Annotated in this window: 24 protein-coding genes; 11 read left to right on the forward strand and 13 right to left on the reverse strand. The window is 70.5% G+C overall.

Annotated features, from left to right (window positions below; genetic code table 11):
• Nucleotides 1-35 precede the first annotated feature (35 nt).
• Nucleotides 36-1,058: a TolB-like translocation protein gene (locus ACFU97_RS14860; RefSeq protein WP_384255641.1), complete on the forward strand. Its 1,023-nt coding sequence runs from the start codon at nucleotides 36-38 to the stop codon at nucleotides 1,056-1,058.
• 78 nt (nucleotides 1,059-1,136) lie between these two features.
• Here the strand turns inward: ACFU97_RS14860 and ACFU97_RS14865 are convergent, their stop codons facing one another.
• The 7 genes from ACFU97_RS14865 to ACFU97_RS14895 form a co-directional block, all read right to left on the reverse strand.
• A complete protein-coding gene (locus tag ACFU97_RS14865) occupies nucleotides 1,137-2,474 on the reverse strand; it encodes a hypothetical protein (protein WP_384255644.1) in 1,338 nt (445 codons plus the stop codon).
• Between the two features lie 199 nt (nucleotides 2,475-2,673).
• Nucleotides 2,674-3,279 (reverse strand): TetR/AcrR family transcriptional regulator, encoded by a 606-nt coding sequence (locus tag ACFU97_RS14870; RefSeq protein ID WP_384255647.1) that lies wholly within the window; start codon nucleotides 3,277-3,279, stop codon nucleotides 2,674-2,676.
• A 27-nt stretch (nucleotides 3,280-3,306) separates the two neighbouring features.
• A complete protein-coding gene (locus ACFU97_RS14875; RefSeq protein ID WP_384255650.1) occupies nucleotides 3,307-5,367 on the reverse strand; it encodes a discoidin domain-containing protein in 2,061 nt (686 codons plus the stop codon).
• Between the two features lie 188 nt (nucleotides 5,368-5,555).
• Nucleotides 5,556-5,747, reverse strand: coding sequence for a hypothetical protein (locus tag ACFU97_RS14880; RefSeq protein WP_384255652.1), 192 nt, complete (start codon nucleotides 5,745-5,747; stop codon nucleotides 5,556-5,558).
• Nucleotides 5,748-6,476: 729 nt separating this feature from the next.
• Nucleotides 6,477-7,688 (reverse strand): peptidase S8, encoded by a 1,212-nt coding sequence (locus ACFU97_RS14885; protein ID WP_384255655.1) that lies wholly within the window; start codon nucleotides 7,686-7,688, stop codon nucleotides 6,477-6,479.
• A 271-nt stretch (nucleotides 7,689-7,959) separates the two neighbouring features.
• A complete protein-coding gene (locus ACFU97_RS14890) occupies nucleotides 7,960-8,304 on the reverse strand; it encodes a hypothetical protein (protein WP_384255658.1) in 345 nt (114 codons plus the stop codon).
• A 43-nt stretch (nucleotides 8,305-8,347) separates the two neighbouring features.
• Nucleotides 8,348-9,418: a ferritin-like protein gene (locus ACFU97_RS14895; RefSeq protein WP_384255661.1), complete on the reverse strand. Its 1,071-nt coding sequence runs from the start codon at nucleotides 9,416-9,418 to the stop codon at nucleotides 8,348-8,350.
• A 300-nt stretch (nucleotides 9,419-9,718) separates the two neighbouring features.
• On the opposite strand from ACFU97_RS14895, the gene ACFU97_RS14900 reads away from it, so the two are divergent.
• The 7 genes from ACFU97_RS14900 to ACFU97_RS14930 all read left to right on the forward strand — a co-directional run bounded on the left by ACFU97_RS14900 (nucleotide 9,719) and on the right by ACFU97_RS14930 (nucleotide 15,920).
• Nucleotides 9,719-11,143 carry an amidase gene (locus tag ACFU97_RS14900; protein WP_384255664.1) on the forward strand — a complete coding sequence of 475 codons (1,425 nt, stop codon included), beginning with the start codon at nucleotides 9,719-9,721 and terminating at the stop codon, nucleotides 11,141-11,143.
• Between the two features lie 33 nt (nucleotides 11,144-11,176).
• The gene (locus tag ACFU97_RS14905) at nucleotides 11,177-11,395 is read left to right on the forward strand and encodes a hypothetical protein (RefSeq protein WP_384255667.1); all 219 of its coding nucleotides are present in this window, start codon (nucleotides 11,177-11,179) and stop codon (nucleotides 11,393-11,395) included.
• A 287-nt stretch (nucleotides 11,396-11,682) separates the two neighbouring features.
• Entirely contained in the window at nucleotides 11,683-12,951 is a 1,269-nt protein-coding gene (locus ACFU97_RS14910; protein WP_384255670.1) for an MFS transporter, read from the forward strand.
• Between the two features lie 64 nt (nucleotides 12,952-13,015).
• On the forward strand, nucleotides 13,016-14,131 hold the full coding sequence (locus ACFU97_RS14915; protein ID WP_384255673.1) for a hypothetical protein: 1,116 nt from the start codon (nucleotides 13,016-13,018) through the stop codon (nucleotides 14,129-14,131).
• A 207-nt stretch (nucleotides 14,132-14,338) separates the two neighbouring features.
• On the forward strand, nucleotides 14,339-15,103 hold the full coding sequence (locus ACFU97_RS14920; RefSeq protein ID WP_384255676.1) for a GNAT family N-acetyltransferase: 765 nt from the start codon (nucleotides 14,339-14,341) through the stop codon (nucleotides 15,101-15,103).
• A gap of 56 nt (nucleotides 15,104-15,159) precedes the next feature.
• Entirely contained in the window at nucleotides 15,160-15,384 is a 225-nt protein-coding gene (infA, locus tag ACFU97_RS14925; protein WP_384255679.1) for a translation initiation factor IF-1, read from the forward strand.
• 185 nt (nucleotides 15,385-15,569) lie between these two features.
• Nucleotides 15,570-15,920, forward strand: a complete 351-nt coding sequence (locus ACFU97_RS14930; protein ID WP_384255682.1) for an SCO4225 family membrane protein — start codon at nucleotides 15,570-15,572, stop codon at nucleotides 15,918-15,920.
• Nucleotides 15,921-16,073: 153 nt separating this feature from the next.
• Here ACFU97_RS14930 and ACFU97_RS14935 read toward each other — a convergent pair whose 3' ends face one another.
• Complete coding sequence (locus ACFU97_RS14935; protein ID WP_384255685.1) at nucleotides 16,074-16,757, reverse strand: DUF4389 domain-containing protein; 684 nt, start codon at nucleotides 16,755-16,757, stop codon at nucleotides 16,074-16,076.
• 868 nt (nucleotides 16,758-17,625) lie between these two features.
• Here ACFU97_RS14935 and ACFU97_RS14940 point away from each other — a divergent pair.
• Together ACFU97_RS14940 and ACFU97_RS14945 are read left to right on the forward strand one after the other, a co-directional pair.
• Nucleotides 17,626-19,113, forward strand: a complete 1,488-nt coding sequence (locus tag ACFU97_RS14940) for a flotillin family protein (protein WP_384255687.1) — start codon at nucleotides 17,626-17,628, stop codon at nucleotides 19,111-19,113.
• A 142-nt stretch (nucleotides 19,114-19,255) separates the two neighbouring features.
• Complete coding sequence (locus ACFU97_RS14945; protein WP_384255690.1) at nucleotides 19,256-19,702, forward strand: type II toxin-antitoxin system PemK/MazF family toxin; 447 nt, start codon at nucleotides 19,256-19,258, stop codon at nucleotides 19,700-19,702.
• A 26-nt stretch (nucleotides 19,703-19,728) separates the two neighbouring features.
• Here ACFU97_RS14945 and ACFU97_RS14950 read toward each other — a convergent pair whose 3' ends face one another.
• The 4 genes from ACFU97_RS14950 to ACFU97_RS14965 are packed head-to-tail and all read right to left on the reverse strand — an operon-like array spanning nucleotide 19,729 to nucleotide 21,924.
• Nucleotides 19,729-20,016, reverse strand: coding sequence for a hypothetical protein (locus ACFU97_RS14950; protein ID WP_384255693.1), 288 nt, complete (start codon nucleotides 20,014-20,016; stop codon nucleotides 19,729-19,731).
• 57 nt (nucleotides 20,017-20,073) lie between these two features.
• Complete coding sequence (locus ACFU97_RS14955) at nucleotides 20,074-20,661, reverse strand: chloramphenicol phosphotransferase CPT family protein (RefSeq protein WP_384255696.1); 588 nt, start codon at nucleotides 20,659-20,661, stop codon at nucleotides 20,074-20,076.
• A gap of 38 nt (nucleotides 20,662-20,699) precedes the next feature.
• Complete coding sequence (locus ACFU97_RS14960) at nucleotides 20,700-21,131, reverse strand: hypothetical protein (RefSeq protein WP_384255699.1); 432 nt, start codon at nucleotides 21,129-21,131, stop codon at nucleotides 20,700-20,702.
• Nucleotides 21,132-21,180: 49 nt separating this feature from the next.
• Entirely contained in the window at nucleotides 21,181-21,924 is a 744-nt protein-coding gene (locus ACFU97_RS14965; RefSeq protein WP_384255701.1) for a helix-turn-helix transcriptional regulator, read from the reverse strand.
• A gap of 131 nt (nucleotides 21,925-22,055) precedes the next feature.
• Here ACFU97_RS14965 and ACFU97_RS14970 point away from each other — a divergent pair, with 131 nt between their 5' ends.
• On the forward strand, nucleotides 22,056-22,457 hold the full coding sequence (locus ACFU97_RS14970) for a hypothetical protein (RefSeq protein WP_384255704.1): 402 nt from the start codon (nucleotides 22,056-22,058) through the stop codon (nucleotides 22,455-22,457).
• A gap of 149 nt (nucleotides 22,458-22,606) precedes the next feature.
• On the opposite strand, the gene ACFU97_RS14975 is transcribed toward ACFU97_RS14970, so the two are convergent.
• Nucleotides 22,607-23,431: a TIGR02452 family protein gene (locus ACFU97_RS14975; RefSeq protein WP_384255707.1), complete on the reverse strand. Its 825-nt coding sequence runs from the start codon at nucleotides 23,429-23,431 to the stop codon at nucleotides 22,607-22,609.
• Nucleotides 23,432-23,559: the final 128 nt, after the last annotated feature.

The raw sequence follows: 23,559 nt of genomic DNA on the forward strand, positions 1-23,559 counted from the left end.
ACCATCACCGCCACGAGAACCACAAGGATCCACAGATGACATCGATGCGCCGCCGTCTGCTCATACTCGTCGCGGCGGTCCTGGTGCTCGCGGGCGTGGGAACCGGCGTCGTGCTGCACGCCGCCGCCCGCGCGGACCGCGCCAACCAGCCCCAGGCAGGCGGGCCCACGGTCGGCTCGGGCAGACTGACCCTCGGCCAGAAGCAGCGCCTGACCTTCGTCAACCAGGCGTCCGGTCCGCACCGCACCGCGGTCGCCTCGGTCCCGTCCACCGACCCCGAGGCCAAGCGCACCGCCACGGACCTCAAGTGCGCCCGCTTCTACGCGGCTTCCGGGACGGGCGTGTGCCTCCAGTCCACCACCGGCGTCCTCAAGCAGAGCAACCGCGCCCTGCTGCTGGACGCGAACCTCCGCACGCGGCACACCTTCGCGCTCGCCGGCACACCCAGCCGGGCCCGGGTCTCTCCCAGCGGCCGGCTGGCCGCCTGGACCGTCTTCGTCTCCGGGGAGTCCTACTCCTCGGCCTTCTTCTCCACCAGGACCTCCGTCCTGGACACCCGCACCATGAAACTGATCCCCAGCCTGGAGACGTTCTCCATCGTCAAGGACGGCAAGCCCTACCACGCCTCGGACATCAACTTCTGGGGCGTCACCTTCGCGCACGACGACGACACGTTCTACGCCACGCTCAACACGGCCAACAAGACGTATCTGGTGCGCGGTTCGCTCTCCCGGCACAAGGTCACGACGCTGATCGAGAACGTGGAGTGCCCGTCCCTGTCCCCCGACGAGACTCGCGTCGCCTTCAAGAAGCGCATCCTGTCCCGCACGGACCTCTGGCACGAGTACGTCCTCGACCTGAAGACCCTCAAGGAAACCCCCCTGGCCGAGCGCCACAGCGTCGACGACCAGGCCACCTGGCTCGACGACAAGACCGTCGCCTACGCCCTCCCGTCCCAAGGCAACGTCGGCAGCACCGACTTGTGGAGCACACCGGCGGACGGAACGGGCACACCCCGGCTGCTGATCGCGGGAGCTTCGTCGCCGGCGCCGCTGTAGCCCGGATCGACGCCCGGAGACGGCGTAGAGGCCCCGTACCCGACCGGCCCGGGGCCTCTGCTCAGCCGAGTCGGGTGGCTACCTGGTGATCGTCACCGTCGCCTGCGCCGTCGCGGGCGTGTGCGCACCGTCGCCCTTGTAGATGGCGGTGTAGGTGACGTCACCCGTCGTGCGCGGGCGATCCGTGAAGGTGAACTCGCCCGTCCCGGAGGGGACGGAGAAGGTGCCGACCGCGGTGCCGGCCGGACTCTCCGCGTCCTGCCGGGTCACGTCCACCGTCGTGCCCGCGGGCAGAGGCTCGGCCGCGGACAGCCGGCCGGTGACGGTGAGGTCCTTGCCCTTGCGGCCGGTGGCAGGGGCCTGAAGGCTGAGCGTGGTGTCCAACTTGCCGGCGTCCGGCAGGACATGGAGCGTCGGGGCGCTGCCGTAGGACACGCCCGTGATCGCGAAGAGACGGTTCTCGTCCGGGGCCCAGGCGAGGCCGTCACGCTGAAGGCCGTTCACGGCGTACTCATGGAGCGTCGGCCAGGTGGCGCCGCCCCGGTACGTCCTGACGAAGTAGTCGGAGGCGCCCGTCGCCACCGTTCCGTCGGTCGCCACGGCCACGGAGTTCGGGAACTGGTAGCTCGAGTAGGACCCGTTCGACGACAGGTCCGCCAGCCGCACGATCTGGTGGTCGTACGGGTTGTTCGCCGCCACGACGATGTTCTGGCCGTCCGCCGTCACCGCGAAGTCGTTGAGGTAGGAGATCGACGGCTCCGCGGTGAAGAGGCGCTCAGTGCGCTTCCGCAGGTCGCCGGCCGCCGTGTCGTAGACCGCCAGGGTGGCCGGGCTGACGCCCTCCTCCCCCGCCACCAAGACGTTCGGGTCGGCAGGGTCCGACGCCAGGGCCGGGGCGTAGTACCAGTACCGGCCGCTCGGGACGAGGGTCGCCGTGGGGGCGGGTGAGGCCACGTCCACCGAGCCGATACCGCCGCTGCTGCCGACGGTGTAGCCGAACCAGAGCTTGCCGCCCGCGAACGCCAGCGTCTGGGGCGAGGTGTCCGCGCCGGTCGGGTAGCGGTTGCTCTCGGTGAGGGTGGCGGTGTCGATCTCGGCGATCGCGCCGATCGTCGACAGGGCCACGTACAGCTTGCTGGAATCCGCCGAGAGGGCCAGGCCCGCGGCTCCCTCCTCGGTGGTGATCTGCTGGATGACGTTGCCGTCGTGGTCGGTGACCACGATGGTGCCGCCGGTGGGGTCGCTGACGAAGACCCGGTCGTGCACACCGTCGACGACGATGTCCCGGAACGAGGCACTGGGCAGCGCCACGCTCGTCTCGTCGGCCGAGGCCGTCCCGGCCCCCGTTCCGACCAGAGCCAGCGACCCGATCAGCACCCCTGCCACGGCCACGGCGGTACGTCTGTGAATACGCAAGTGAGCGAAACCTCCTAGGCGTTGGGACGGCCCCTTCGACCTCCCGTTCGAATAGCGCACGACGGGTGGCAAGTGTCACTGGAGCCGTGAACGGGCCCGATGGGCGAGACCCCGGGCCGCAGGGGCCAACTCACCCGGGCAGGTCAGGTAGGCCGTCCGATGTCGCCGACCGGCCGACCTCGGCGCCTGCGAGGGCCTCTCAGGGCTCCGTCCCGTCCTCGGCCAGCCCCGTGATGTGCGCGGTGACCGTCTCCAGGATGTCCGACCAGGCCGACTCGTCGCCGAGCACGAGGTAGTTGAGGGTCAGGCCGTCGGTCACGGCGGCCAGATAGCGGGCCAACGTGGCGACGGGCACGCGGAGTTGCAGGTCCATGCCGTCGCGCAGTCCGCCGATGAGTTCGGCGTACGCTTCGCCGTAGAGCTCGTACTGGCGGCGGGCCAGATGCACGAACCCCGGCTCGCGCAGGGCGTATTGGGTGAGCTCGTACGTCAGCATGTGCTCGTCGGGGTGGGCCTGGACGTGGTCCCAGTAGGCCTGGAAGCCTGCCCGGACCGTCTCCACGAGCGTGGCCCGGGGCCGCAGGGCCTGCTTGACCACGGTCACGGAGTGGTCGGTGAGGGTGGTGATCACCGACTCGACGAGGGCCTGCTTGGAGTCGAAGCAGTAGTGGAAGACGCTCAGGGACACGCCCGCTTCGGCGGCGATGGACCGGGTCGTCGTCCTGGAGACGCCGTCCCGGGCCATCGCTCTGATCGCCGCTTCCGTCAGCTGTTTGCGCCGTTCCGCCGACGGCATGCGTGCCATGTGTGTCCTCGCGGGTCGTGACCTCGATCAGGCGCTGTGCACGCCGACGTCGTAGAGCGAGTATCCCCAGTCCGTGCCGCGCTGGAGGCCGTGTACGCGAACATAGCGCGCCGGGGTGCCGGCGAACTTGGCCGTGTCCAGGCCGCCGTCGCCGGAGGTGGTGGACCAGACGGTCCGCCAGTCCGCGCCGTCGGTGGAGACCTCGATGCGATACGACTTGCCGTACGCCCGCTCCCAGTCGAGCGTGACGCGGCCGACCAGGTTCGTGGCGCCCAGGTCGACCTGCCACCACTGGTCGTCGCTCCAGTCACTGGCCCACCGGGTGCCGCCGTCGCCGTCGACGGCCCGTCCCGGCCGGTAGCTGGTGAAGGGGTTCCACTCGGACGAACTGGCCGTCGCCGTACGGCCCTTGGCGAGGTCGACCGACGCCTGATGCTGTTCGGTCGCGCCCAGGGTGTCCAGATAGGACTCGGCGCCGCGGAACAGGTCGTCCACCACATCCTGGCCGCCGACCTTGCGGATGTCCTCGATCCAGTCCGGGATCATGCCGACGTGGGCGCCGCCGTCGGTGTTGAAGTCGAACGTCCGCTGCCCGGTGGTGAGTTTGTCGACGACCGAGCCGCCGTCGACGGTCTTGAAGGGGTACGTCACCTTGTTCGGGGCGTCGGCGCCGCGCGGGGCGGGATGGTCGCCGACGCCGTTGAAGTCGGTGCCGAAGCCGTAGCCCACGTGGTACTTGTCGCGCAGCGCGTCCGTGCGCTTCGCCTCCGCGGCGAACCCCTCCGAGCCGTGCATGTACTGGGCGACGAAGCCGCCCAGGGAGTAGACGCGTTCCGTCCAGTCGGCGTCCATCCAGCTGTGCGAGGAGATCACGCCCGGGTAGGACGCGGCGTCGAAGATGTCGAGCACCCGGCCGACCGCCTTGACGCTCATGTGGTCGATCTCCAGCATCATCTTGCGCTTCATCATGGCGTGCACCGCGTACTCGCCGAGGTCGGTGAGCCCGCGTTTGTTGCACTGGGCGTCGCTGTCGTAGGACGGGACGGCCACGCCGGCCGGCAGGTCCTTCTCCGCGCCGGACGACGCGTTGCCGATGGGGTTGTCGTGCTGCGGGCCGGTGCACTTCTCGGTCTGCCAGAAGGTGCCGGTCGACAGGAACTGGCCGACGTTGATGGCCGTTCCGAGGCCACCGGAGTCGAAGCGGACGCCGCACAGCGCGTTGTCGAACTTGTGGCACAGGAACATGGAGCGCACACCGAGCCCGTACAACTCGTCGAGGCCCTTGTCGATGTCGGCCTTGCTGCACTGCGGGACGTCCAGGATCTGCTTGCATCCGAACGGCTCGGAGGTCTCGACGCCCAGGATCACCGCGAGCTTGCCCTGCTTGACGACCTCACGGGCCTGGGCGCTGTCGGTGACGATCCGGAACCAGCCCTTGCCGGCGCCGCCGTACATCGCGTCGATGTAGTCCTGGAGTTGGTACGTCATCTTGGCCTGCAGCCGGATCGAGGTCATCTCGTCGCAGCTGCGGTCCTTGAAGGGGTAGACCGAACAGATCACGCCGTTGGTGACGAGGTCGTTGACGAGGACCCGCTGGCCGCCGCGCCAGGCGCGCTCCAACCAGGCGTAGTAGTCGGCCTGATGGGTCATCGAGTCGTAGGCGGGCCAGTCCTTGAAGGTGGGCCAGCCGACCGGGTCGTGCCGTCCGTCGCCGCCGTGGGTGATGTAGTCGAAGATGGCGAGCGTGCCGTCGGGGTAGTGCTCGGGGCAGTCCTTGAGGGCGTCGGCGACGCCCCCCTCGGAGAAGACCTTGCCGCAGATCAGCCGCCCGCCGAACGCCTCGTTGGAGAACAGGTGGTTGTGCGCGTCGACGAACCCGCGTACCTCGCCCGCGGAGTTGGTGCCGGTGAACGGTTCGCCCGTCACCCCGATCTGGGAGTCCGGGGCGGGGCGTGCGGTCGGGATCCACCAGTCACCCGCGGCCGCCGAACTCGGGCTGGGGCCGAGGGTCATGGCCAGCACCAGGAAGAGCAGCGACAACACGGTGACGTTCTTGCGCCTGCGGTACCAGCGTCGAGTCAGCGTCACTTCCCACGCCTCTCAGTCGGCGGGACGCGGGCTTGACCGGTCGGTGGGGTTGTCATGGCCCGCGCAATACTGAGGGGAGGATGGCCGCGGGCACCCAATGAGTCAAGAGTCCGGGACGCTTGACCTGATGAATGGGTGAGATGCGCGGCGCGAGCCCTCCTCCGTACCACCGCGACGTGCCTTCGTCACTACCACCCCGGCGTCTCGTACCCGGCCGGCTGCCCGAGGCCGTCGTGGTCGTACCGGCCGTCCGCGGGCCGGACGTACGGCGGCTCGACGCCCGCCGGGGACGGCAGGCTGCCGTAGCGCTCCATGCGCTGCCAGCGCAGGCGTGATCCCGACACCGCGGTGAACACGGACTGGATCACGACCAGGTACATCAGCCACCGTGAGGACCGTCGTCCCACACCGTCGTCGCGGGAGGCGGTCCGGCTGCGTACACCGATGTGCCGGCGGCGCACGCGGGAGTACCGGCGGCGTACCCGGACGCGCCGACGGCGTAGGCAGACGTGCCGACGGCGTACGGAGCTGTCTCCGCCGCGCGGCCGTCGCCCATCGGACCGGTCCAGTGGTCGGCCTGAAGCGGGTACGCGTCTCCGTAGGGATACGCGGGGCCGGCCCCGTGGTGGGGATCCTCCCCCTACACCACGCCGTTTTCGTCCATCCACTGCACGAGTCGTGCTCCTTGTCCCGGCCGGACGACACAGCCGCACGACTGGACAGAGCGCACGCGGCCGGAAGTGTTACACCTCGCTCCGGCAATTCGGCACGGACCGACCGGATCGGGCAGGTCCGTCGGAAGTGCGTGGGGCGGCCCGTCCCCTTGCGTGGGAGGAAGCGGGCCACCCCGGTCCCTCTCCATGCCGCTCCCAGGGGGGCGTCAGAAGCACCACGGGGAGTGGTCTGAGAGGCGCGCGGTGCCGAGCCGGCGGGCGGTCACCCGTGATCGGTTCGGCCCGCACCGGACACTCCCTCAGCGCACGGCGGGCACGAAGTGTCACCCGGCCGCGACCACGACGGCGGCCGGGCGGTACGTCACCCGTACCACCCGGCCGCCGTCGATCCGCGCAACGGACCGAAGAACCAACCCGCCTATTTCTTCCGGCAGTTCACCCGGTGAACGCGGCGGTGCCGTTCGGGACGCCGAGACCCGACGGACCGTCGTACCCGGTGGCCCCGGTGCACAGGTAGGAGCCGCCGCAGCTGCCGTTGGAGCCGCTGGTGACGTCGTACAGCGCCGAGGTGTGCGCGTACGGGAACGACGCCGGGTAGGAACCGGCGGACGGGGCACCGCCCAGCGCGTAGGTCGCCGCGATCAGCGGGGAGGAAGCGCTGGTGCCGCCGAAGACCATCCAGCCGGTGGCCGAGCGGTAGGTGTCGTAGACCGCGACACCGGTGTTCGGGTCGGCGACGGCCGACACGTCAGCCACCGTGCGGTTGGCGCAGCCGGTGTCCTTCTGCCAGCTGGGCTTGGCGTCGTCCGCGGAGCAGCCGGAGCCCGCCCCGCTCCAGACCGTGTCGGTCCAGCCGCGGGAGGTGGAGGCGGTCTTCAGGGACGTACCGCCCACCGCCGTCACGTACTTGGACGCCGCCGGGTACTCGACTCCGTAGCCGTTGTCCCCGGAGGAGACGGTGATGGCCACGCCCGGGTGGTTGAAGTAGCTGGAGTCGTAGGTCGAGTCGCCGGCGGACTCGGAGCCGCCGTAGCTGTTGGAGACGAACTTCGCGCCCAGCCGCACGGCGGTGTTCACGGCCGTGCCCAGGTTGGTCATGCCGGCCGAACTCGCTTCCACGAGCATGATCTTGCAGTTCGGGCAGGCCGCGCTGACCATGTCGAGGTCGAGCGAGATCTCCTCGGCCCAGCCGGAGTCTCCGCGTGGGTAGCTGGTGCCGCCGTTCTGGTCCACCTTCTTGAAGCAGCCGTTGGCCGTGGTGCAGGCGGACAGGCCGTACTGGGAGCGGTAGACGGCGAGGTCGGCCTCGGCGTTGGGGTCGTCGTAGGCGTCGACGATCGCCACCGTCTGGCCCGAACCCCCGCTCGCGGACGGCAGGTTGTACGCCGCCTGGAGCGAGGCGGGCCCGTAGCCCGAGGGAGCGGCGGCCGCGGTCAGGTCGCTCTCGGCGTGCGCGGACTTCGGGGTGCCCGCGGTGACCTGCAAGGCGTTGCAGGCCATGTCGCCCTTCTTCGTCGGGGCGGCGCAGGCGTGGGCGACGGTCACGCCGTGCGAGGGGGAGGCGGCGGCCTGTCCGGCAGGGGCGGCCAGGGCGAGCGCGGCTGCGGCAAGTGCGGCCACGCCGGTGAAGGAAACGGTTCTGCGCAACGTACGTCCTCCGCATGGTGGATGAACCGGGAAGGGCTGTGGGGGGTGCGCGGTACGACCACGGCGCGGGGTGTGCGCCGTGGCCGCGGAGACCGTACGAATGTCGGGGTCACGTCAACAAGAAGGGAAGTTGAAGCGGAGACGTTCCTTTGCCGTCCCTGAGACGATCATGATCTTCTCTTGAGCGGATCATGGCGAAAAACCAGCCCGATCATGGCTTGACCGGACTGGTCGGACGCCGCAGGTGGGGCGTCGAATGCCTGACGCAGGCTCAGCGCGACACCGCGAGGATCACCGTGACGCATGTCGTGATCAGGGCGGCGGTGATCACGGCCATGCCGATCAGGGTTCCGCGGAGCCAGCGGCCGAGACGCATGCGGTGCTGCGCCTCCATCTCGCCGATGCGCGCGGCGATGTGATCGGTCACCATGCGGGCGACGTAGGCCTGTTCGCCGAGATACCACCGCTCGATGTCCGTCTTCTGCCCGCGGGTCAGCCCCTCCGTCCGGGCGGTGAACTCGTCCACGCGCTGATGCGCCGCCCGCAGATGCGCCTCGCGGTACAGGAAGTTGTCGATGTCGTTCAGGCCGCGTGCGGCCTCCTTGCCTGCGTCCATGGTGCACCTCCAGAGAGGGTTGCGAGCGCGCGGGAGGTCGCCCTCAGCCGCGGGACTCGGGCTCCACGTATTCGAAGGTCGGGCCGGCGGTCGTCTCGTCTCCGTCCGGCGTCTGCAGCAGGCGTTGTGCCTGGCCCTTGAGCGCGTACATCGTGCCCATCGCCGTCCCGAGCATGGCCGGACCGCCATTGAAAGCTTGCTCAAGTTGGTCGAGCAATATGCAGTACGTCCGGTTGAACCGTTCCTGGCCGGTTCGGATCGGACTGCCCGAAGGACGGTCCGCCAGGCGGGGGTTGGGGCGCATCGGGAGAATGCCGTCGCGGTCGACGACGACGGCCTCACCGGTGGGGCCGGACTGCGCTGTGTCGCCGCGGCGGTACCGGCGGCCCAACTTGAGCTCCTGGAACCGGTAGTAGTGGGCGACCTCGTCGCGCTCGGGGTGGAAGACGTCCCGGTCGCCGTCCCAGACTTCACCGCGTGACGTGCCCTCGCCCTGCTCGACGATCTCCGCCAGCGCCGCCAGCGCCGAGGCCAGATCGGTGACGGCCTTCAACTGGCCGCCGGTGTGCGAGAAGGGACCGGCCGTGATCTGGCGAGCCGGGTCGCCGGAGAACAGCTTCTCCTCGCCGAGTTCCGCGCACAGCTGGTGCAGGCCCTGCTCGATCGCGTCGTAGAACTGCCCGATGGTCTCGTAGCCGTCGCCTTCGGCCGGAGCGCCGGGCGGCGCCGGACGCTCCAGCCGGAGGAACATCTCGAGTGCGTCGGCCCCGAACGGCACGAGTGACAGCTTCAGCGAACGGTCGGCGTGCGGCAGGGTCCGGGGATGGGGCGCCAGCAGGGTCGCCGGGTCCAGGCGCGGCCGCCCGCCGACGGCGTTCAGGAGGTTGGCCGCCAGCGCCAGATGGATCATCTCTTCGACGAAGACACTGCTCACCGCCTGGGCGGCGTCCGGGTTGCGCTGCGGGTCGAGCGAGTAGAGGGCGCAGAGGTAGGGCGGCAGCGTGGCGTGCTCCAGTTCGATCGCCCACTGAAGGTGCTCGCGGAGGCTGTCGAGCGTGGTGATCCGTGCCGTCGCGGGGGCCTCGGCGACGTCGAGCTGTTCTGTGTGATCCACGGGTGTTCTCATTTCGGCGGGCGAACGGGGCGAACGGCGTGAGCAGGGCGGGCACGCGCCGAATACGGTGCGGTGATCTGTGCGGTGGTCTGCGCGTCGTCCGCAGTCGTGTACTAAGACCGGACGGGTGGGCGATGTGTGACATCGCCCCCACATGCACCACTGATCGGGCCCTGCCCCTTACCGCGGCCGGCGGACACCGGGCACACACCACGCGTTCCCCGCCGCGCCCGTTCCCCGCTCCGCCCCGCGGACGTTACTGTTCGGTAGAGAACGCGACGCGCTACCGGAGGTGCCCGCATGACGCCCGATCGTGCCGCAGGTCTTGCGGAGTCCGCCCGTGCGCTGGCCGACGGGGAGGTGAGCTCCCGGGCGCTCGTCGAGCAGGCGCTGGCGCGTATCGAGGCGAGCCGGTCCGCCGTCAACGCCTTCCGGATCGTGCGGGCCGAGGCCGCCCTCGCCGAGGCCGACGCCGCCGACAAGGAACTCGCCGCCGGTGTGCGCAAACCGCTGCTCGGCGTGCCCGTCGCCGTCAAGGACGACATGGACGTGGCCGGTGAGCCGACCGCGTTCGGCTGCGACGGGGAGTTCCCGCCGGTCGCCGAGGACGGCGAGGCCGTACGGCGGTTGCGGGCGGCCGGAGCCGTGATCGTCGGCAAGACCAACACCTGCGAATTCGGCCAGTGGCCCTTCACCGAGGGCCCCGCGTTCGGCGCGACCCGCAACCCGTGGAACCCCGAGCACACACCCGGCGGCTCGTCCGGAGGCTCCGCGGCCGCCGTCGCCGCCGGGCTCGTGCCCGCCGCCCTCGGTTCGGACGGCGCCGGTTCCGTCCGCATCCCCGCCTCCTGGACCCACCTCATCGGCATCAAGCCCCAGCGCGGCCGGATCTCCACCTGGCCGCGCGGCGAGTCCTTCCAGGGCATCACCGTCAACGGCACCCTCGCCCGCACGGTCGCCGACGCCGCCCTGCTGCTCGACGCGGCGAGCGGCAACCACGACCTCGATCCGCACCGGCCGACGCGCATCGACGCCTCCGAGGCGGTCGGGCGCGAGCCCGGGCGGCTGCGCATCGCGCTCGCGCTCAAGCCGCCGTTCACCGCCCTGCCCGCCCGACTGCAGCCGGAGGTACGGTCCCGGGTCGTCCAACTCGCCGAGAAACTGAGCGGGTTGGGGCATGCGGTCGAGGAGGCCGACCCGCCCTACGGGCAGATCGGCCTCACCTTCATCCCCCGCGCCACCGCCGGGCTCGCCGAGCGCGTGGCCGAGGCGCCCTTCCCCGCGCTGCTCGACCGGCGCACCCGCGACGCGGCCCGCCTCGGCCGGCTGCTCGGCGGGGCACCGCTCCGGGCGGCACGGCGGGCGGAGGCCGTACTGCACCGCCGTATCGGCGGCTTCTTCGAGTCGTACGACGTCGTCCTCGCGCCGACGACCGCCGCTCCCCCGCCGCGCATCGGCGCGATGCTGCCGCTGAGCGGCTTCGCCACCGACCGCGCGATGATCGCCGCCTGCCCGTACGCGTGGCCGTGGAACGTCCTGGGCTGGCCCGGCGTCAACGTACCCGCCGGCTTCGTGACCGGCGGACTGCCTGTCGGGGCGCAGCTGCTCGGCCCCGCGGGCAGCGAGCCGCTGCTCATCTCGCTCGCCGCGCAACTGGAGGTGGAACTGCGCTGGCACGAGGCGTGGCCGCCGGGGCGGGCCGTCACGGATGCCTCGGCGGCCTGAGCGGGTGGACTGCTCCAGCCGTACGCTGTGACCATGGACGATGCGTCGATGGTCGGGCTCATGGGGCGGGTCACCGGAACGGTCGGGCCCGGGCTCGTCGGCGAGGTGATGGTCCGGGTGCGGGGCGGCGCCGAGCACTTCCTCGCCTATCCGGCCGCAGCGACGGCCCGCATGGAGCGGGGCACGGTGGTCATGGTCGTGGAGTACCTGCCGCCGAGGACGGTCTACGTCACCGAGGCGTACGACAGTTGAGCGCGACTCCGATGATGCACGCACGAGGCACGGGCGCGCGGAGTGGGAGTGAGGAGCGCGGAGTGGGGAGTGGGAGTGAGGAGTGGGGAGTGAGGACATGGTCGGTCGCCGACGCACGCGTTGACGCCTGAGGCCCTGAAGGGCCCGTCATCGCGTGCTGCCCTTGACGTGCGGCACAGCGAGCCTTCCTGTCTTGTCTTCGGCCCTCCGAGGGGTTCCCTGTGCCGTCCCTGCCGCGCCGTGCTTCCTCCGCTTCCTCCGCGTCCTCCGCTTCTTCGGCCTCCGGCTTGTGGCGGGACCGCGACTTCCGCAGGCTCTGGTGGGGGCAGACGGTCTCCCAACTGGGCGAACACGCAACCCTGTTGGTCCTGCCACTCTTCGCCGTCCTGACGCTCGGCGCCGGTGCCGGCCAGGTGGGTGCCCTGCGCGCGGTGGGGCAGGCGCCGATCCTGCTGCTGTCGCTCTTCGTCGGCGTGTGGGTGGACAGATGGCGCACGCGCACGCTGATGGTGCTGGCCGATGCCGGACGCACTCTCGTCCTGGGCGCAGCCGCCGTGGCCGGACTCCTCGGTTGGCTCGGCCTGCCGGCGCTGCTCGTGGTCGCCTTCACCGTCGGAGCGCTGTCGGTGTTCTTCGACGTGGCGTACCAGGCGTCTCTGGTACGGCTGGTGAGACGCGACCAGTTGGTACGGGGCAACAGCGCGCTGGAGGGCAGCCGGTCCGCTGCGCAGATCGGCGGTCCAGCCCTCGGCGGCGCGCTGGTGACCGCGCTGTCGGCGCCGATCGCTGCCGCGTGCAGCGCGGTGTTCTTCGCGCTGTCGTTCCTGTCGATCCGGCGGATCGGCCGACGCGAGGCGGTCCCGGAACGCACGGAGCGTCCACCGCTGATCTGGCGGCAGATCCATGAGGGCCTGCGCTTCGTCGCGCGCGACACCTCACTACGTACGGTGTGCCTCGCGTCGGCCGCCTTCCAGTTCTTCTTCGCGGCCGTGATGACGGTCTATCTGCTGTTTCTGCCAAGGGAGTTGCACCTGTCGGGCACCGCCGTCGGACTGGCCCTCGCGGCGACGGGGCCGGGCGCGCTGCTGGGCTCCCTGCTCGCCGCGCGCCTGCCGGGCCGCTTCGGGCACGGCGCTGTGCTCGTGTCCGCGGCGGCACTCGGCGACGGCGTGTTCCTGGCCGTGCCGGCACTGCACGGCTCCTCCGCGGTGACGGTTACCGCGCTCCTTGCGGTCAACTTCGTCTTCGGGACCTTCGGCCAGCTGGTGAACGTCACGATCATGGCGGTCCGCCAGACCGTCACTCCGGACGCGATGCAGGGCCGCGCCGCCGCGACGATCAACTGCGTCGGCATGGGGCTGACGGCGCTCGGCTCGCCGCTCGGCGGCTTCCTCGCTGAGGCGTGGGGCACGCGGACCGGCCTCCTGGTGACGGCCGCGGGCATGCTGCTGTCGCCGGCCGTGCTGGCCCTGTCCCCACTCGCCCGCCTGGGCCGGACGCTGCCCGCCACGCATGCACGCGTCGACAGCGGTCATCGCGCCGGCCGAGCTGTGTGATGATGCACGGACAAATGACCGGCCCTGGGGAGGGACCGGGTGTGTGAGAAGGGCGGGGCCCCTCGTGGGGAAGGGTGAGGCGTCCATACCGGACGAGGAGTGGGAGCGCTTCCTTCGTGAAGCCGAGGCGGGCACCAAGGGCGCGCCCGAGGAGCCGTCGGCGCGGGCCAGGATGGTGGCGCAGCGGCTGAAGGAGGAGTCCGGCCGGCCGGAACCGTGGCGGAGTCAGCAACCGGACCGGCGGCGCCGCGGCAAGGGCTGGTACGTGATCGGCCTGCTGGTCGCGGCCGCCTTGGCCGTCGTGGCGGTGGATCCGGGGCGGGTGGCCGGATGGTTCGGCGGTGGTGGCGGAGGGGGAGCCGGGGGCGGCGACAATGCACCGCTCGCCGTGGAGTCGAAGCGCCCGAGCCAGCCGCCGCCGACGGAGGCGGCAGCCGAACAGCCCACCGTGGAGGAGCCGTTCAGGGGTTCGCCCGCGGCGCAGTGGGGGGACGGGACGACCGGCATCGGCATGCCCGAGGCGCGGGCGACCGGCTGGATGACCAAGGCGCAGGTCGCTCAAGTCCTCAAGAAGAGCCGGGACTTCCTCGCCGCGTCGAGCCTGGACCGTGGTGTGCTGCGCGGGGAACGGCCGACCAAGGCCATCGCGTTGATCAACCCCCATCAGCGGGACGTCCAGGACTACTTGGCGGCCGCGTTCCGCACACCCAGCAAGAAGAACGACCCCCTGCTGCTGTTCAGCCGCTTCGAGAAGACGAAGGTCCGGCTGGTCGGGGACGTGGTCAAGACGCGAGGGCGGATCACGTACCGGGAAGGTGACCGGGGCGCGGTCGAGGTGACCAGTGATGTCACGTACGTCTATCCGGTCGTACGCGCCGCGGCGGGAAGCCGCGAGGTCGCCCGCACCATCGTGCGCCGCGAGGTGGTGATGAGCTGGGACAACCCGGCGAAGATCGTCATCGAGCCGGGCACGTTCTCACTCGTCTCGTACAAGGTGGACACCACCAACGGCGGCTGCGACACCTACACCGGTTACCTCACCCCCAAGTTCGGCTCGGAGCGCGCCGCTTCGCGTCCGGGAGACGGTGCCGAGGTCGACCCGTACGACCGCAGCACGTCGATGGACAAGCGCATGCAGGAGTCCGGCGACGCGGGGTGCGGGACGGCGACGCGGTCGTGAGCGGTGGCTGCCAGCAGTGCGAAAAAGAGTTGGCCGGGCTCAAGGCCCTGCTGGTAGCTTGCGGTTGACCGTGACATCACCGGAGGAGGTGACACCCATGAACGCTGTATCGAGGTGGGTGCTCCCCCTTTCCGTCACGGTGTCCGACTGATCCAGGTGTCGTCGGGAGCGCCTCTCCAACCAGGCACTCCTGAAAGGCGAACACCTATGGACACTGTGGTCATCACACGCGTCGCGGAGACGCAGTGGGAGGCCGTGGCCGGGGACCTGATCGTCGGCCACGGCGACGTCGCGCACCGGCCCGACGGGCGGCTCTTCCTCAGTATCGACGTATGGCAGGACACCATCTTCGACCAGCTCGCCACCGCGATGCTGGCGGACCTGCCCGCACCGGTCCACACCGTGGTCGGCGAGGCCGACCGGGACCTGAAGTCGCACTGGGAGCGGCTCGGCTTCACCGTCGGACGCCGGGAATGGGAATACGTCCTGCCCGGTCACCCGCGCGGCGGAGGGCTCGACGCGCAGCACCTCCCGCCCGGCGTCACGATCCTGCCCGCGGGCGAGGCGGACGAGGACCGGCTGCGCGCATTGGACCGTGCGATCCGCGAGGAAGTCGAAGCCACCGTCGGCTGGCGCACGATGCCGGCCGAGGTGCTGTCGGGCCGGCCCGGGTGCACGCTCGTGGACCCCTCGAAGTACGCGACGGCGGTCCGGGACGGCGAGTACGTCGGTCTGGTCCGGGTGGTGCCGGTGCGCCGCCGGGCACGGATCGGACTCATCGCCGTACGGGCCGATCAGCGCCGTCACGGCATCGGGCGGGCCCTGCTGACCCACGCGCTCAGCACACTCCACCGGAGCGGGATCGACTCCGCCTGGGCCGAGGTGGACACCTCCAACGCCGCGGCGATCACCCTGTTCGAGGGCGCCGGCGCGCGGCGATCGAGCGGCTACCTGGAGCTGATCCACCACTGAACCCGCACCACGCCGCGCGCCCCATAACCCCTCTCCGATTCGAAAAGAGACACACCTTGGCAAGAGCAGCAAACGGCCTCGAAATCGAGGGCACCGTCGTCGAATGCCTACGCAACGCCACCTTCAAGGTGGAGCTGCAGAACGGCCACCACGTGCTCGCGCACATCAGCGGCAAGATCCGCAAGAACTACATCAAGATCCTCCCTTACGACCGCGTACTCGTAGAACTCAGCCCGTACGACCTGACCCGCGGCCGGATCCTCTACCGCTACCGGAACTGACCAACGGCAAGCGTGCGTCCGGAAACTCCCGGACGCACGCGGTCTCATGGTCGGGGCGCGGCCGTCTGTGTACGGCCGCCGTCCGGCTGAGTACCCATACTCAGGACCGGGCGTAATGGACCCGCGAGGCTGTCGGAAACTCTCCAGCCCCTCAACACTTCGGCACTTCAGCACGCGGAGAATCCATGCGGATCACGGCCCTGCCACACCGACTTGCGGACCTGACCTTCGGCACCTTCGGCTCGCGGATCTACCTGGCAGTGGTGGCCGCGGTCACGGTGGGCCGCGAAGTCTGTGTCCGTTTCACCGCCCGGAGCCACTCCGCGTCCCTCGACATGTCACTGACCCTCCTGACCGCACCGGCGAGCCTCCTCCTGGACCCGCTGGAGTACCTCGCGACGCTGCGCATGACGGGTACGCCCTCCATGATCGCCGGCTACGCCAGCCTGTTGGCGGCCGCGCTGGTCCAGGCGGCCCTGATCGGCTCCCTGGCACATCGCGCAGGGCGTCGTCCGAGCCACCGGGCACACGCCTGACCCGGCGCGCACCGGCGCCTCCTCAACACAGGTGAGCCAGGGCCGATCCATCCACCGGACAGGGACGTTCACGGGGTAGCAGTTGCCGCGCGGCGTCGAGTTCGCCGTCCTGTACATGAGCGTGGGGCATGGAGACCGCGCTCGTAGGTTGCGCTACCGATCGGAACCGCTCGCCGGAATCCTTGCCGACGGGGAGTCCTGTCCGCCCAGGTCGATGCGGAACGGCGGGTACTCGTCGGTCATCAGCGCGGCATAAGCAGCCACCCGCGCGGCCCAGCGGGCCAGGCCCAGCAGGAAGTCGAAAAGGTGAACCGGGTAACGGGCGGTGAACGCCAGGATGATCACGGCGACCAGGGAGAGGAAGGGGATCAGACCGCCATACCGCCAACTGTCCCCACTCCCTTCTCCCCAGCCACCGACGAACATCCCGACGACGATGTACTGCGGGATCGCCAGCAGCCACCACTTCACCAGGACCAGGCCGCGGGAGAGGCGCTCGGGATAGGCGACGTCGAAGTGCGCCGGGTAGTCGGGCACATCCGCGAGAGTGAACGGCGGGTACCGGTCGGTGCCGAGCACGGTGTGGGCGTAATAGCCGACCCGCCAGTTCCAGCGCAGTACGCCGACGTTGAAGTCGAAGAGGGACCGGGGGAAGCGGCCGGTGAACAGGATGGCGAAGAACGCGACGATGGTCACGAAGACGAACGCAATCCACAGGAAGAACAGCACGATGTAGTGCGGGATGGCGAGGAGCCACTTCACCAGCCACAGCCATCTGGACAGCCCAGGGTCGAGAGACGCCTCGATACGTACAGTGGACGCGGTAACAGGAATCATGTGGACCAACTCCTTTCGAGCGTCCCCGCCCGGCGGCCATCCCACCGTGCCCGCACCCGAACGGGCGGGCGGCAAGGCGATCGCCTGATCATGAATTCAGGCTGACACGCGAGGTGGAAGGCCGCGACTCGGGCGGGTGCGCTTGCCCCGGAAAGGACAGCGGCCAGGGGCGTCATCGCCACCGGCCAAACGAGCCTGGCAACGGCATCCTTGTTCGTCATCGACAGGGCAGGCTGCGAGATCCATACCGGCTCAACCATCCCGCGCCGACGTGGAGCGGCTGGTTCTCGCAGTTCGAGTGCATGCGAACGGCGTTCGCCCGGCCGGAACGGGCTTGTTCCGACTCAGCGCAGAGCTTGGGAAGTACGCTCACAAGGACTCAAGGCCTGCTCTCCGCGGACCGCACCGCTCCTCACAGCAGGCTTTCGTCCCGAAAGATCCACTCCGCACCCAACTCGCGACGCAGCGCGTCCAAAGTCCCAGTCGATCGACTACTGGTACCACTCGCTCAACCTGGCCGGCTCGGCCCGTGTCTCCGGCCTGATCGGCAGGCGCGCCAGATCACAGGGGTAGCCGTACGGGCTGCCCAACGCCTGGTGGACGGTGACCGTCGAGTCCGTATGCAGGGCTCGAATCCGGTATGTGGGTTCTGCCACGGAGACCAGAGCGAGCAAAGCATCTCGCGCACGCCATCGAATTACGACCACACTTGTCTGAACACCTGAGCCCAACTCCGCCCAGGTGAGAGCCTGTTGACAGGCCCCGCGTCAAGAACGCGACAAGGAATCGTCAGCGTCTTCACCGGGCCCCGGCGCAGGAGCACACTCCCTTCGTTCGGTGCCGAAAGGGCACCATGCAAAGGGGGCGTATGCCGATGGTTGTCGGCGTCGTTGCGGGGGTGGCCGTCCTGGCCATCGCTGTACTCATCGGTCTGTTCAAGCTGATGTGGCGTGTCGCGGAACCCAACGAGGCACTGATCATCTCGGGCTCCAAGCACAGGACGGAAGGGCTCGGGGAGGGCATGGGCTTCCGTATCGTCACCGGGCGCGGCACGTTGGTGCTGCCCGGTGTGCAGGCGGTGCGCAAGCTCTCGCTCGATCTGAACGAGACCGAACTGCAAGTGGACTGCGTGACGCAGCAGGGCATCCCGCTCAAGGTGCGCGGCGTGGTCATCTTCAAGGTCGGCGACGACTTCGTGTCGATCGCCAACGCCGCCCGCCGGTTCCTCGACCAGCAGAAGCTGATGTCGGAGCGGGTGCACAACGTCTTCGCCGGTCATCTGCGGTCCATCGTGGGCGGGTTGACGGTCGAGGACATGATCCGCGACCGGGAGAAGCTCACCGGGCAGACCCGGGCGGCCTGCGGCACGGAGATGGAGAAGCTGGGCCTGATCGTCGACTCGCTGCAGATCCACGAGATCGAGGACCCGACCGGCTACATCCGCAACCTGGCCCTGCCGCACGCCTCGGCGGTCCAGCGGGACGCGCGGATCGCGCAGGCGGAGTCGAACCGGCTCGCCACGGAGGCCGAGCAGCAGGCGCTGGCGCGGATGGCGGAAGCCACCCGGGACAGCGAGATTCTGCAGGCCGGCTACCAGGCCGAACGGGACAAGGCCGCCGCACAGGCCCGGCAGGCGGGTCCGCTCGCCGACGCCGCGGCCCGGCAGGAGGTCGTCGTCCAGGAGACCCGGGTGGCCGAACTCGAGGCGCACCGGCGGGAGCAGCAGCTCCAGGCCGACGTCCGCAAGCCGGCGGACGCCCGGGCCTACGAGAAGCGCACGCTGGCCGAGGCCGAGCGCGACGCGCGCATCTCCGGCGCCCAGGCCAAGGCCAAGGAGACGGAGCTCGCGGCGGCGGCCGAGGCGACCCGGGTCAAGACGGCCGCGGGCGCCGAGGCCGAGGCGACGAAGACCCGCGGTGCCGCCATGGCGGCCGCGACGCGGGCCACCGGTGAGGCCGAGGCGGCGGCGTCGCAGGCCAAGGGCCTGGCGGACGCCGAGGCGACCAAGGCCAAGGGTCTGGCCGAGGCCGAGGCCATCAAGGCGAGGGCCGCGGCCCTCGCGGAGAACCAGGAAGCGGTCGTCGCGCAGCAACTCGCCGAGAACTGGCCGGAGATCGTCAAGGCCGGCGCGTCCGCCTTCGGCAGCGTCGACAACATGGTGGTGCTCAACGGCGCCGACGGCATGGCCGACATGCTCGCCAAGGCACTCACCATGGGCGGTACGGGCCTCGGTCTGGCCCGCCAGCTCCTGGCCTCGATGAACCAGAACGGCCAGACGCCGAAGGAGACTTCGCCGTCCCTGAACGGGGTCGCGGCTCCGCCGCCGCAGCGGGTGCCGGTGGAGAAGGAGGGGTAGCCGCGCAGGACAGCGTGGCAGGTCCGGGGGTCCTCGGTTCTTTCGAGGGCCCCCGGCCTCCGCCTCCTGCGAAGGCCCCGTCTGTACGTGGTGCACGTGGGTACCGTGACAGGCCCGCACCCGCTCCGTCTAAGGTGCCCCCGTGACCGCGTACACCGATGAGAACGTCCCCGGCCGCTACGGCCCCACCGCCACCACCGAGGCCGACCCGCGCCAGGTCGGCAAGGTGCGTACCGAGTACTCTCCCGCGCACGACGGCGACCCCGACCCCGGTGAGATCGTCTGGACCTGGGTGCCCTTCGAGGAGAACGACGGCCGCGGCAAGGACCGCCCCGTGCTCGTCGTCGCCCGCGAGGCCAGGGGCACCCTGCTCGCCGTCCAGCTCTCCAGCAAGCGCCACGACGGCGACCGCGAGTGGGTGGCCATCGGCAGCGGGCCCTGGGACCGCACCGGCCGCGACTCCTGGGTCGACGTCGACCGCGTCCTGCGCCTCCACGAGGACGGCATGCGCCGCGAGGCCTGCGCCCTGGACCGCGGGCGGTTCAACCTGGTGCGACAGCGGCTGGCGGAGCGGTACGGCTGGAGCTGAACGCGCGCCCGACCAAGGGCTGGGCTCTAACGGGCCCAGTCGAAAGGCATCGGCGCGCTCCGCGGGATCACCCACGGGTGCGGATAGCGGGCCCGACAGCCGGTGCAGCGTGCGACGAACGGGCCGACCTCGGGGTTCGTGAGGATGCTGTAGTGGCTGGAGGGCTCGGCCGGGACCATGTGCCCGTTCGCCGTCGTCTCCAGGCCGGGCCACTCCCGCGTGCAGCGGCACGCGCGCTCCTCCGCGAACGAACCGCCGTCGGGGGCCTCGGCCGTGCGCGTGAGGAGCTTGGCGAAGTTCTGGCGTATCGACACGGTGAGGGCCCTCCTCTTGACTGCGCCCGGCGCTCGGGCTCTCGACGATGACCGAGGTCAGGACAGCGCCACGGACTCGCGGCCGGGGGCCGGCAGACCCGGGCGCAGCTCGGTCCGGAGGCGCTCGAACGCCGTCGGTGTCGGCCGCTGCGGCAGGAAGGCGCCGATCTGCCGGGCGCAGTCCAGAGCACTGGCCGTGGTCGTGTCGCACTCCAGGTCGTAGACGCCGTGCGCGTGGACCCGCTGGAACTGCATGGCGGCCAGGCCCGCAGGGCGATCCCCCCGCGCCTGCTCACGGCGCTCGAGTTCCTCCGGCGAGCAGTGCACTCCGACCAGCACGACGTGCGCGGCGCCGAAGAGTTCCAGGCAGTCCGGCAGGCGCCACTCCTCGCTGAGCACATGGTCGACCACGACGTTGTTGCCGGCCGCGGCCATCCCGGCGACCGCCCGGTGGTAGCCCATCCAGGTGCGCCGTAGAACGGCGGGGAGTTCTTCCTGGCTGATCTCCCGACGAGTCCGCATCGCGTGGAACGCGTCCACCGGCATGTGGAAGTAGGGCTCGTCCAGGGTATGCAGCAGTTCCTTCGCGATGCTGGACTTGCCCGAACTCGACGTCCCGTTCAGGAAGATGATCAGCCCCGGCATTCGGGCCCCCTCGCTCTCGGCTCACCGGATTCGGTGCGTCAGCCGATGGTAAGCAGCCCCACGCCCAGCGCGATCAGCGCCGCGACCTTCGCCGACTCCAGGCCGACGTAAAAGAAGTGCTCGTGCGAGCGGGGCAGGTCCTCGCCCGCCAGGATCCGGTCCGACCTGCGGTTCAGGCGCGGGCGCACCACGAGCAGCTGCGCGAGGAGGAGGACCACCGTGGCGACGGCCGGTGCCACGACCACCGTCGACGCATCCCCGACGGCGACGGTCACGACGATCGCCGCGGCGAGCACGGCCTCGACGAGGTTCAGCGCCCGGAAGACCAGCCGCCCGATCCCCAGCCCGAGAGGGATGGTCACGCCGGGGGCACGGAACTTCAGCGGTGCCTCCAGGAAGGAGATCGCCAGCACCATGCCGAGCCACACGAACGTCATCGCGACCGCCGCCGCGGCCCATGTGGGGTACATCGAGAACGCCCTTCTGCCGTCTGCTTCCGTCTGCTTCGTCGACGTCGGTCTACTTCCGCGTGGGCGCCAAGTGGGCCAGACACGCGTCGGGTTCGGCGAACGGTTCGAGGTCGGTCACCGTGAGCGGGGCGCGCATCTCGGCCAACGCCCCCTGCATCAGGGACAGATGCAGCGGGCACACCAACTGCCCTTGCTCCTCGGCGAGTTCGAGGAAGGGACAGTGCCGTAGCCGGATCAGCGACGGCGTCTCGCCGCCCGCACCCTCGCTCGTTGAGACGGCCGGGTCGAAGCCGAGGTCGTCCAGCAGTCCTACGAGCCTGGCGGCAGCCTCGCCGGCATCGGCCCGCCCGGAATGCGCCGACTGCCCGTCCTGCCCGGCCTGCCCGGCCTTCCCGGCCTTCCCGGCCTTCCCGGACGGCAGCGGAGACTGACCGGCGAGCGAGCGACCCCAGGCCTCCCCCGCCTCCACGACCGTGAACCGCGCGTCAGGTCCCGCGCTCGCCAGCTGACCGAGCAGCGCCTGCGCGAGCATCTGATAGCGCCGGGTTCCACCCCGGTCCATGCCCGCGCGCGGCGCGTAGACCGTCCGCGGGCGGCCCGGCCCGGAGGGCTCCAGCCCCTCGGGCTCTACGAGCCCCTCCCCGACCAGCGCCTCCAAATGGAACCGCACGGTGTTGGGATGGACACCGAGACGCTCGGCCACCTCCGCGACACCGAGCGGCCCCGAAACCGTACGCAGCACATCGAGGACCTCGCGGCGGCGCGAACCGATGCGCTCACGCGCAGGAGACATGCCGACGCCCCTCTCCCATCCCGCCTGTTGTCCCACCAGCGGTCCCACCTGGGAACATTTTCTCCAAGCAGTACCTGTAATAATTCTACGGCAAGCTGTGAGACGAGCGAGCAGGAGGGAAGGGGCAGCCGATGACCAGCGCCGAGACAGCGGGCGGCGAAGCGCCGGACGAGCCGACCGCGCGCATCCTCTGCGACACCGCCACCCTGGCCGCCGCGGCATCGTCCGAGGCCGCCGTGGCGTGGAAGCTCACCGAGAGCGGGCGCCAACTCGACGCCAATCTGGTCCGGTTGACCTCCGGTCGCCATGTCGCCCCGCACGCGGAACCGGACCTGGACGTGCTGCTGCTCGTCGTCTCGGGCGACGGCGCGCTCGGAACCCCGGACCAGGACGAGCCACAGCCCCTCACCCCCGGCGTCCTGGTCTGGCTCCCCCACGGCTCCACCCGCAGCATCACCGCGGGTGACGACGGCCTCGCCTACCTGACCGTCCACCGCCGCCGCCCCGGCATGCGGATCGGCCGCGCCCGCTGAACAAAGTCGTGGCGCCGGTCAGAAACCCGGCCCCGGCCAGGAACTCATCGCCCCATTCGTCCGTCTACCTGGGCGAGGCCCCCGCCGCATCCCCCGTCTGCGGGGGCCTCACCACACGGGCCCCGGCCCCCGCCCACCTCTCCACGGCGCTACGGCTGAAGCAGCCGCTCCGGAAACGCCCGCGCGAACGCCCCGCGCACCACGTTGCCCGCCGTACGGTCCAGAATCCCGAACGTCACCTGCTCGAAGGTGCCGGCGAAGCGGCCGCCGGGTCCGAGCAGTTCGCGGAACGCGCCCGCCACCTGCGCCGGATCGTTCTGGAACACCCCGCAGCCCCAGGCCCCCAGTACCAGCCGGCGGTAGCCGTGGGCCGCGGCCGCCTCCAGCACCCGTTCGGCACGCACGGCCAGGGCCTGCGGCAGCTCTCCCGCGCGCTCCGGTGCCGTACGCCTGATCACGCCCGCGTTCGGAGCCGCCGAGGTCAGGAAGCCCGCGGTGTACGGCTCGTCGAGCAGACCGCCGCGGTCGTCGCGGAAGACGGGCACGGCCGGTGAGTGGATGACACGGTCGGTGTAGAACGGGTCGCGGTGGGTGCGGTGATGGTCGTAGAACTGCCGGACCTCGACCAGGCACGTGTACAGCGCGGAGGCGCGGCACAGGGCCTCCTCCTGCGCCTGGGCGCCGTTGAGGTAGCCGCCGCCGGGGTTGCGGGCCGAGGCGAAGTTGAGCACCGCGACCTCGCCGCCGAGCCGGCGCGCGGCCTCCAGGCTGCTCTCACCCGTGACCTCGAAGGCCGTCTCGGCACCCACCGCCGAAGGCACCGCCACCGGACCCGGCCCGTACATCCGCGTCCCCGCCCGCGCCGCCTCTACGGCCTGCGCAACGGAGACCTCGCGTCCGTCGGCGGTCCGATAGGCCCCCGCGGCCACGATCTGCTCCGTCTGCTGCGCCATGCCGCGCAGGCGCGCGCTCATGGCGCCACCCCCGTGAGCGCCGTGCACGCGCGCCGCGCGTTCTCCCCCGTCGTGCTCATGGACCGATCCTGGGCGATGCTGGACATGCCGTGCAACAGAGTTTCCGGGTGCGCGAACGGCCGGGAAAG

Source organism: Streptomyces sp. NPDC057616 (genome assembly GCF_042800575.1).
Classification (GTDB): domain Bacteria; phylum Actinomycetota; class Actinomycetes; order Streptomycetales; family Streptomycetaceae; genus Streptomyces.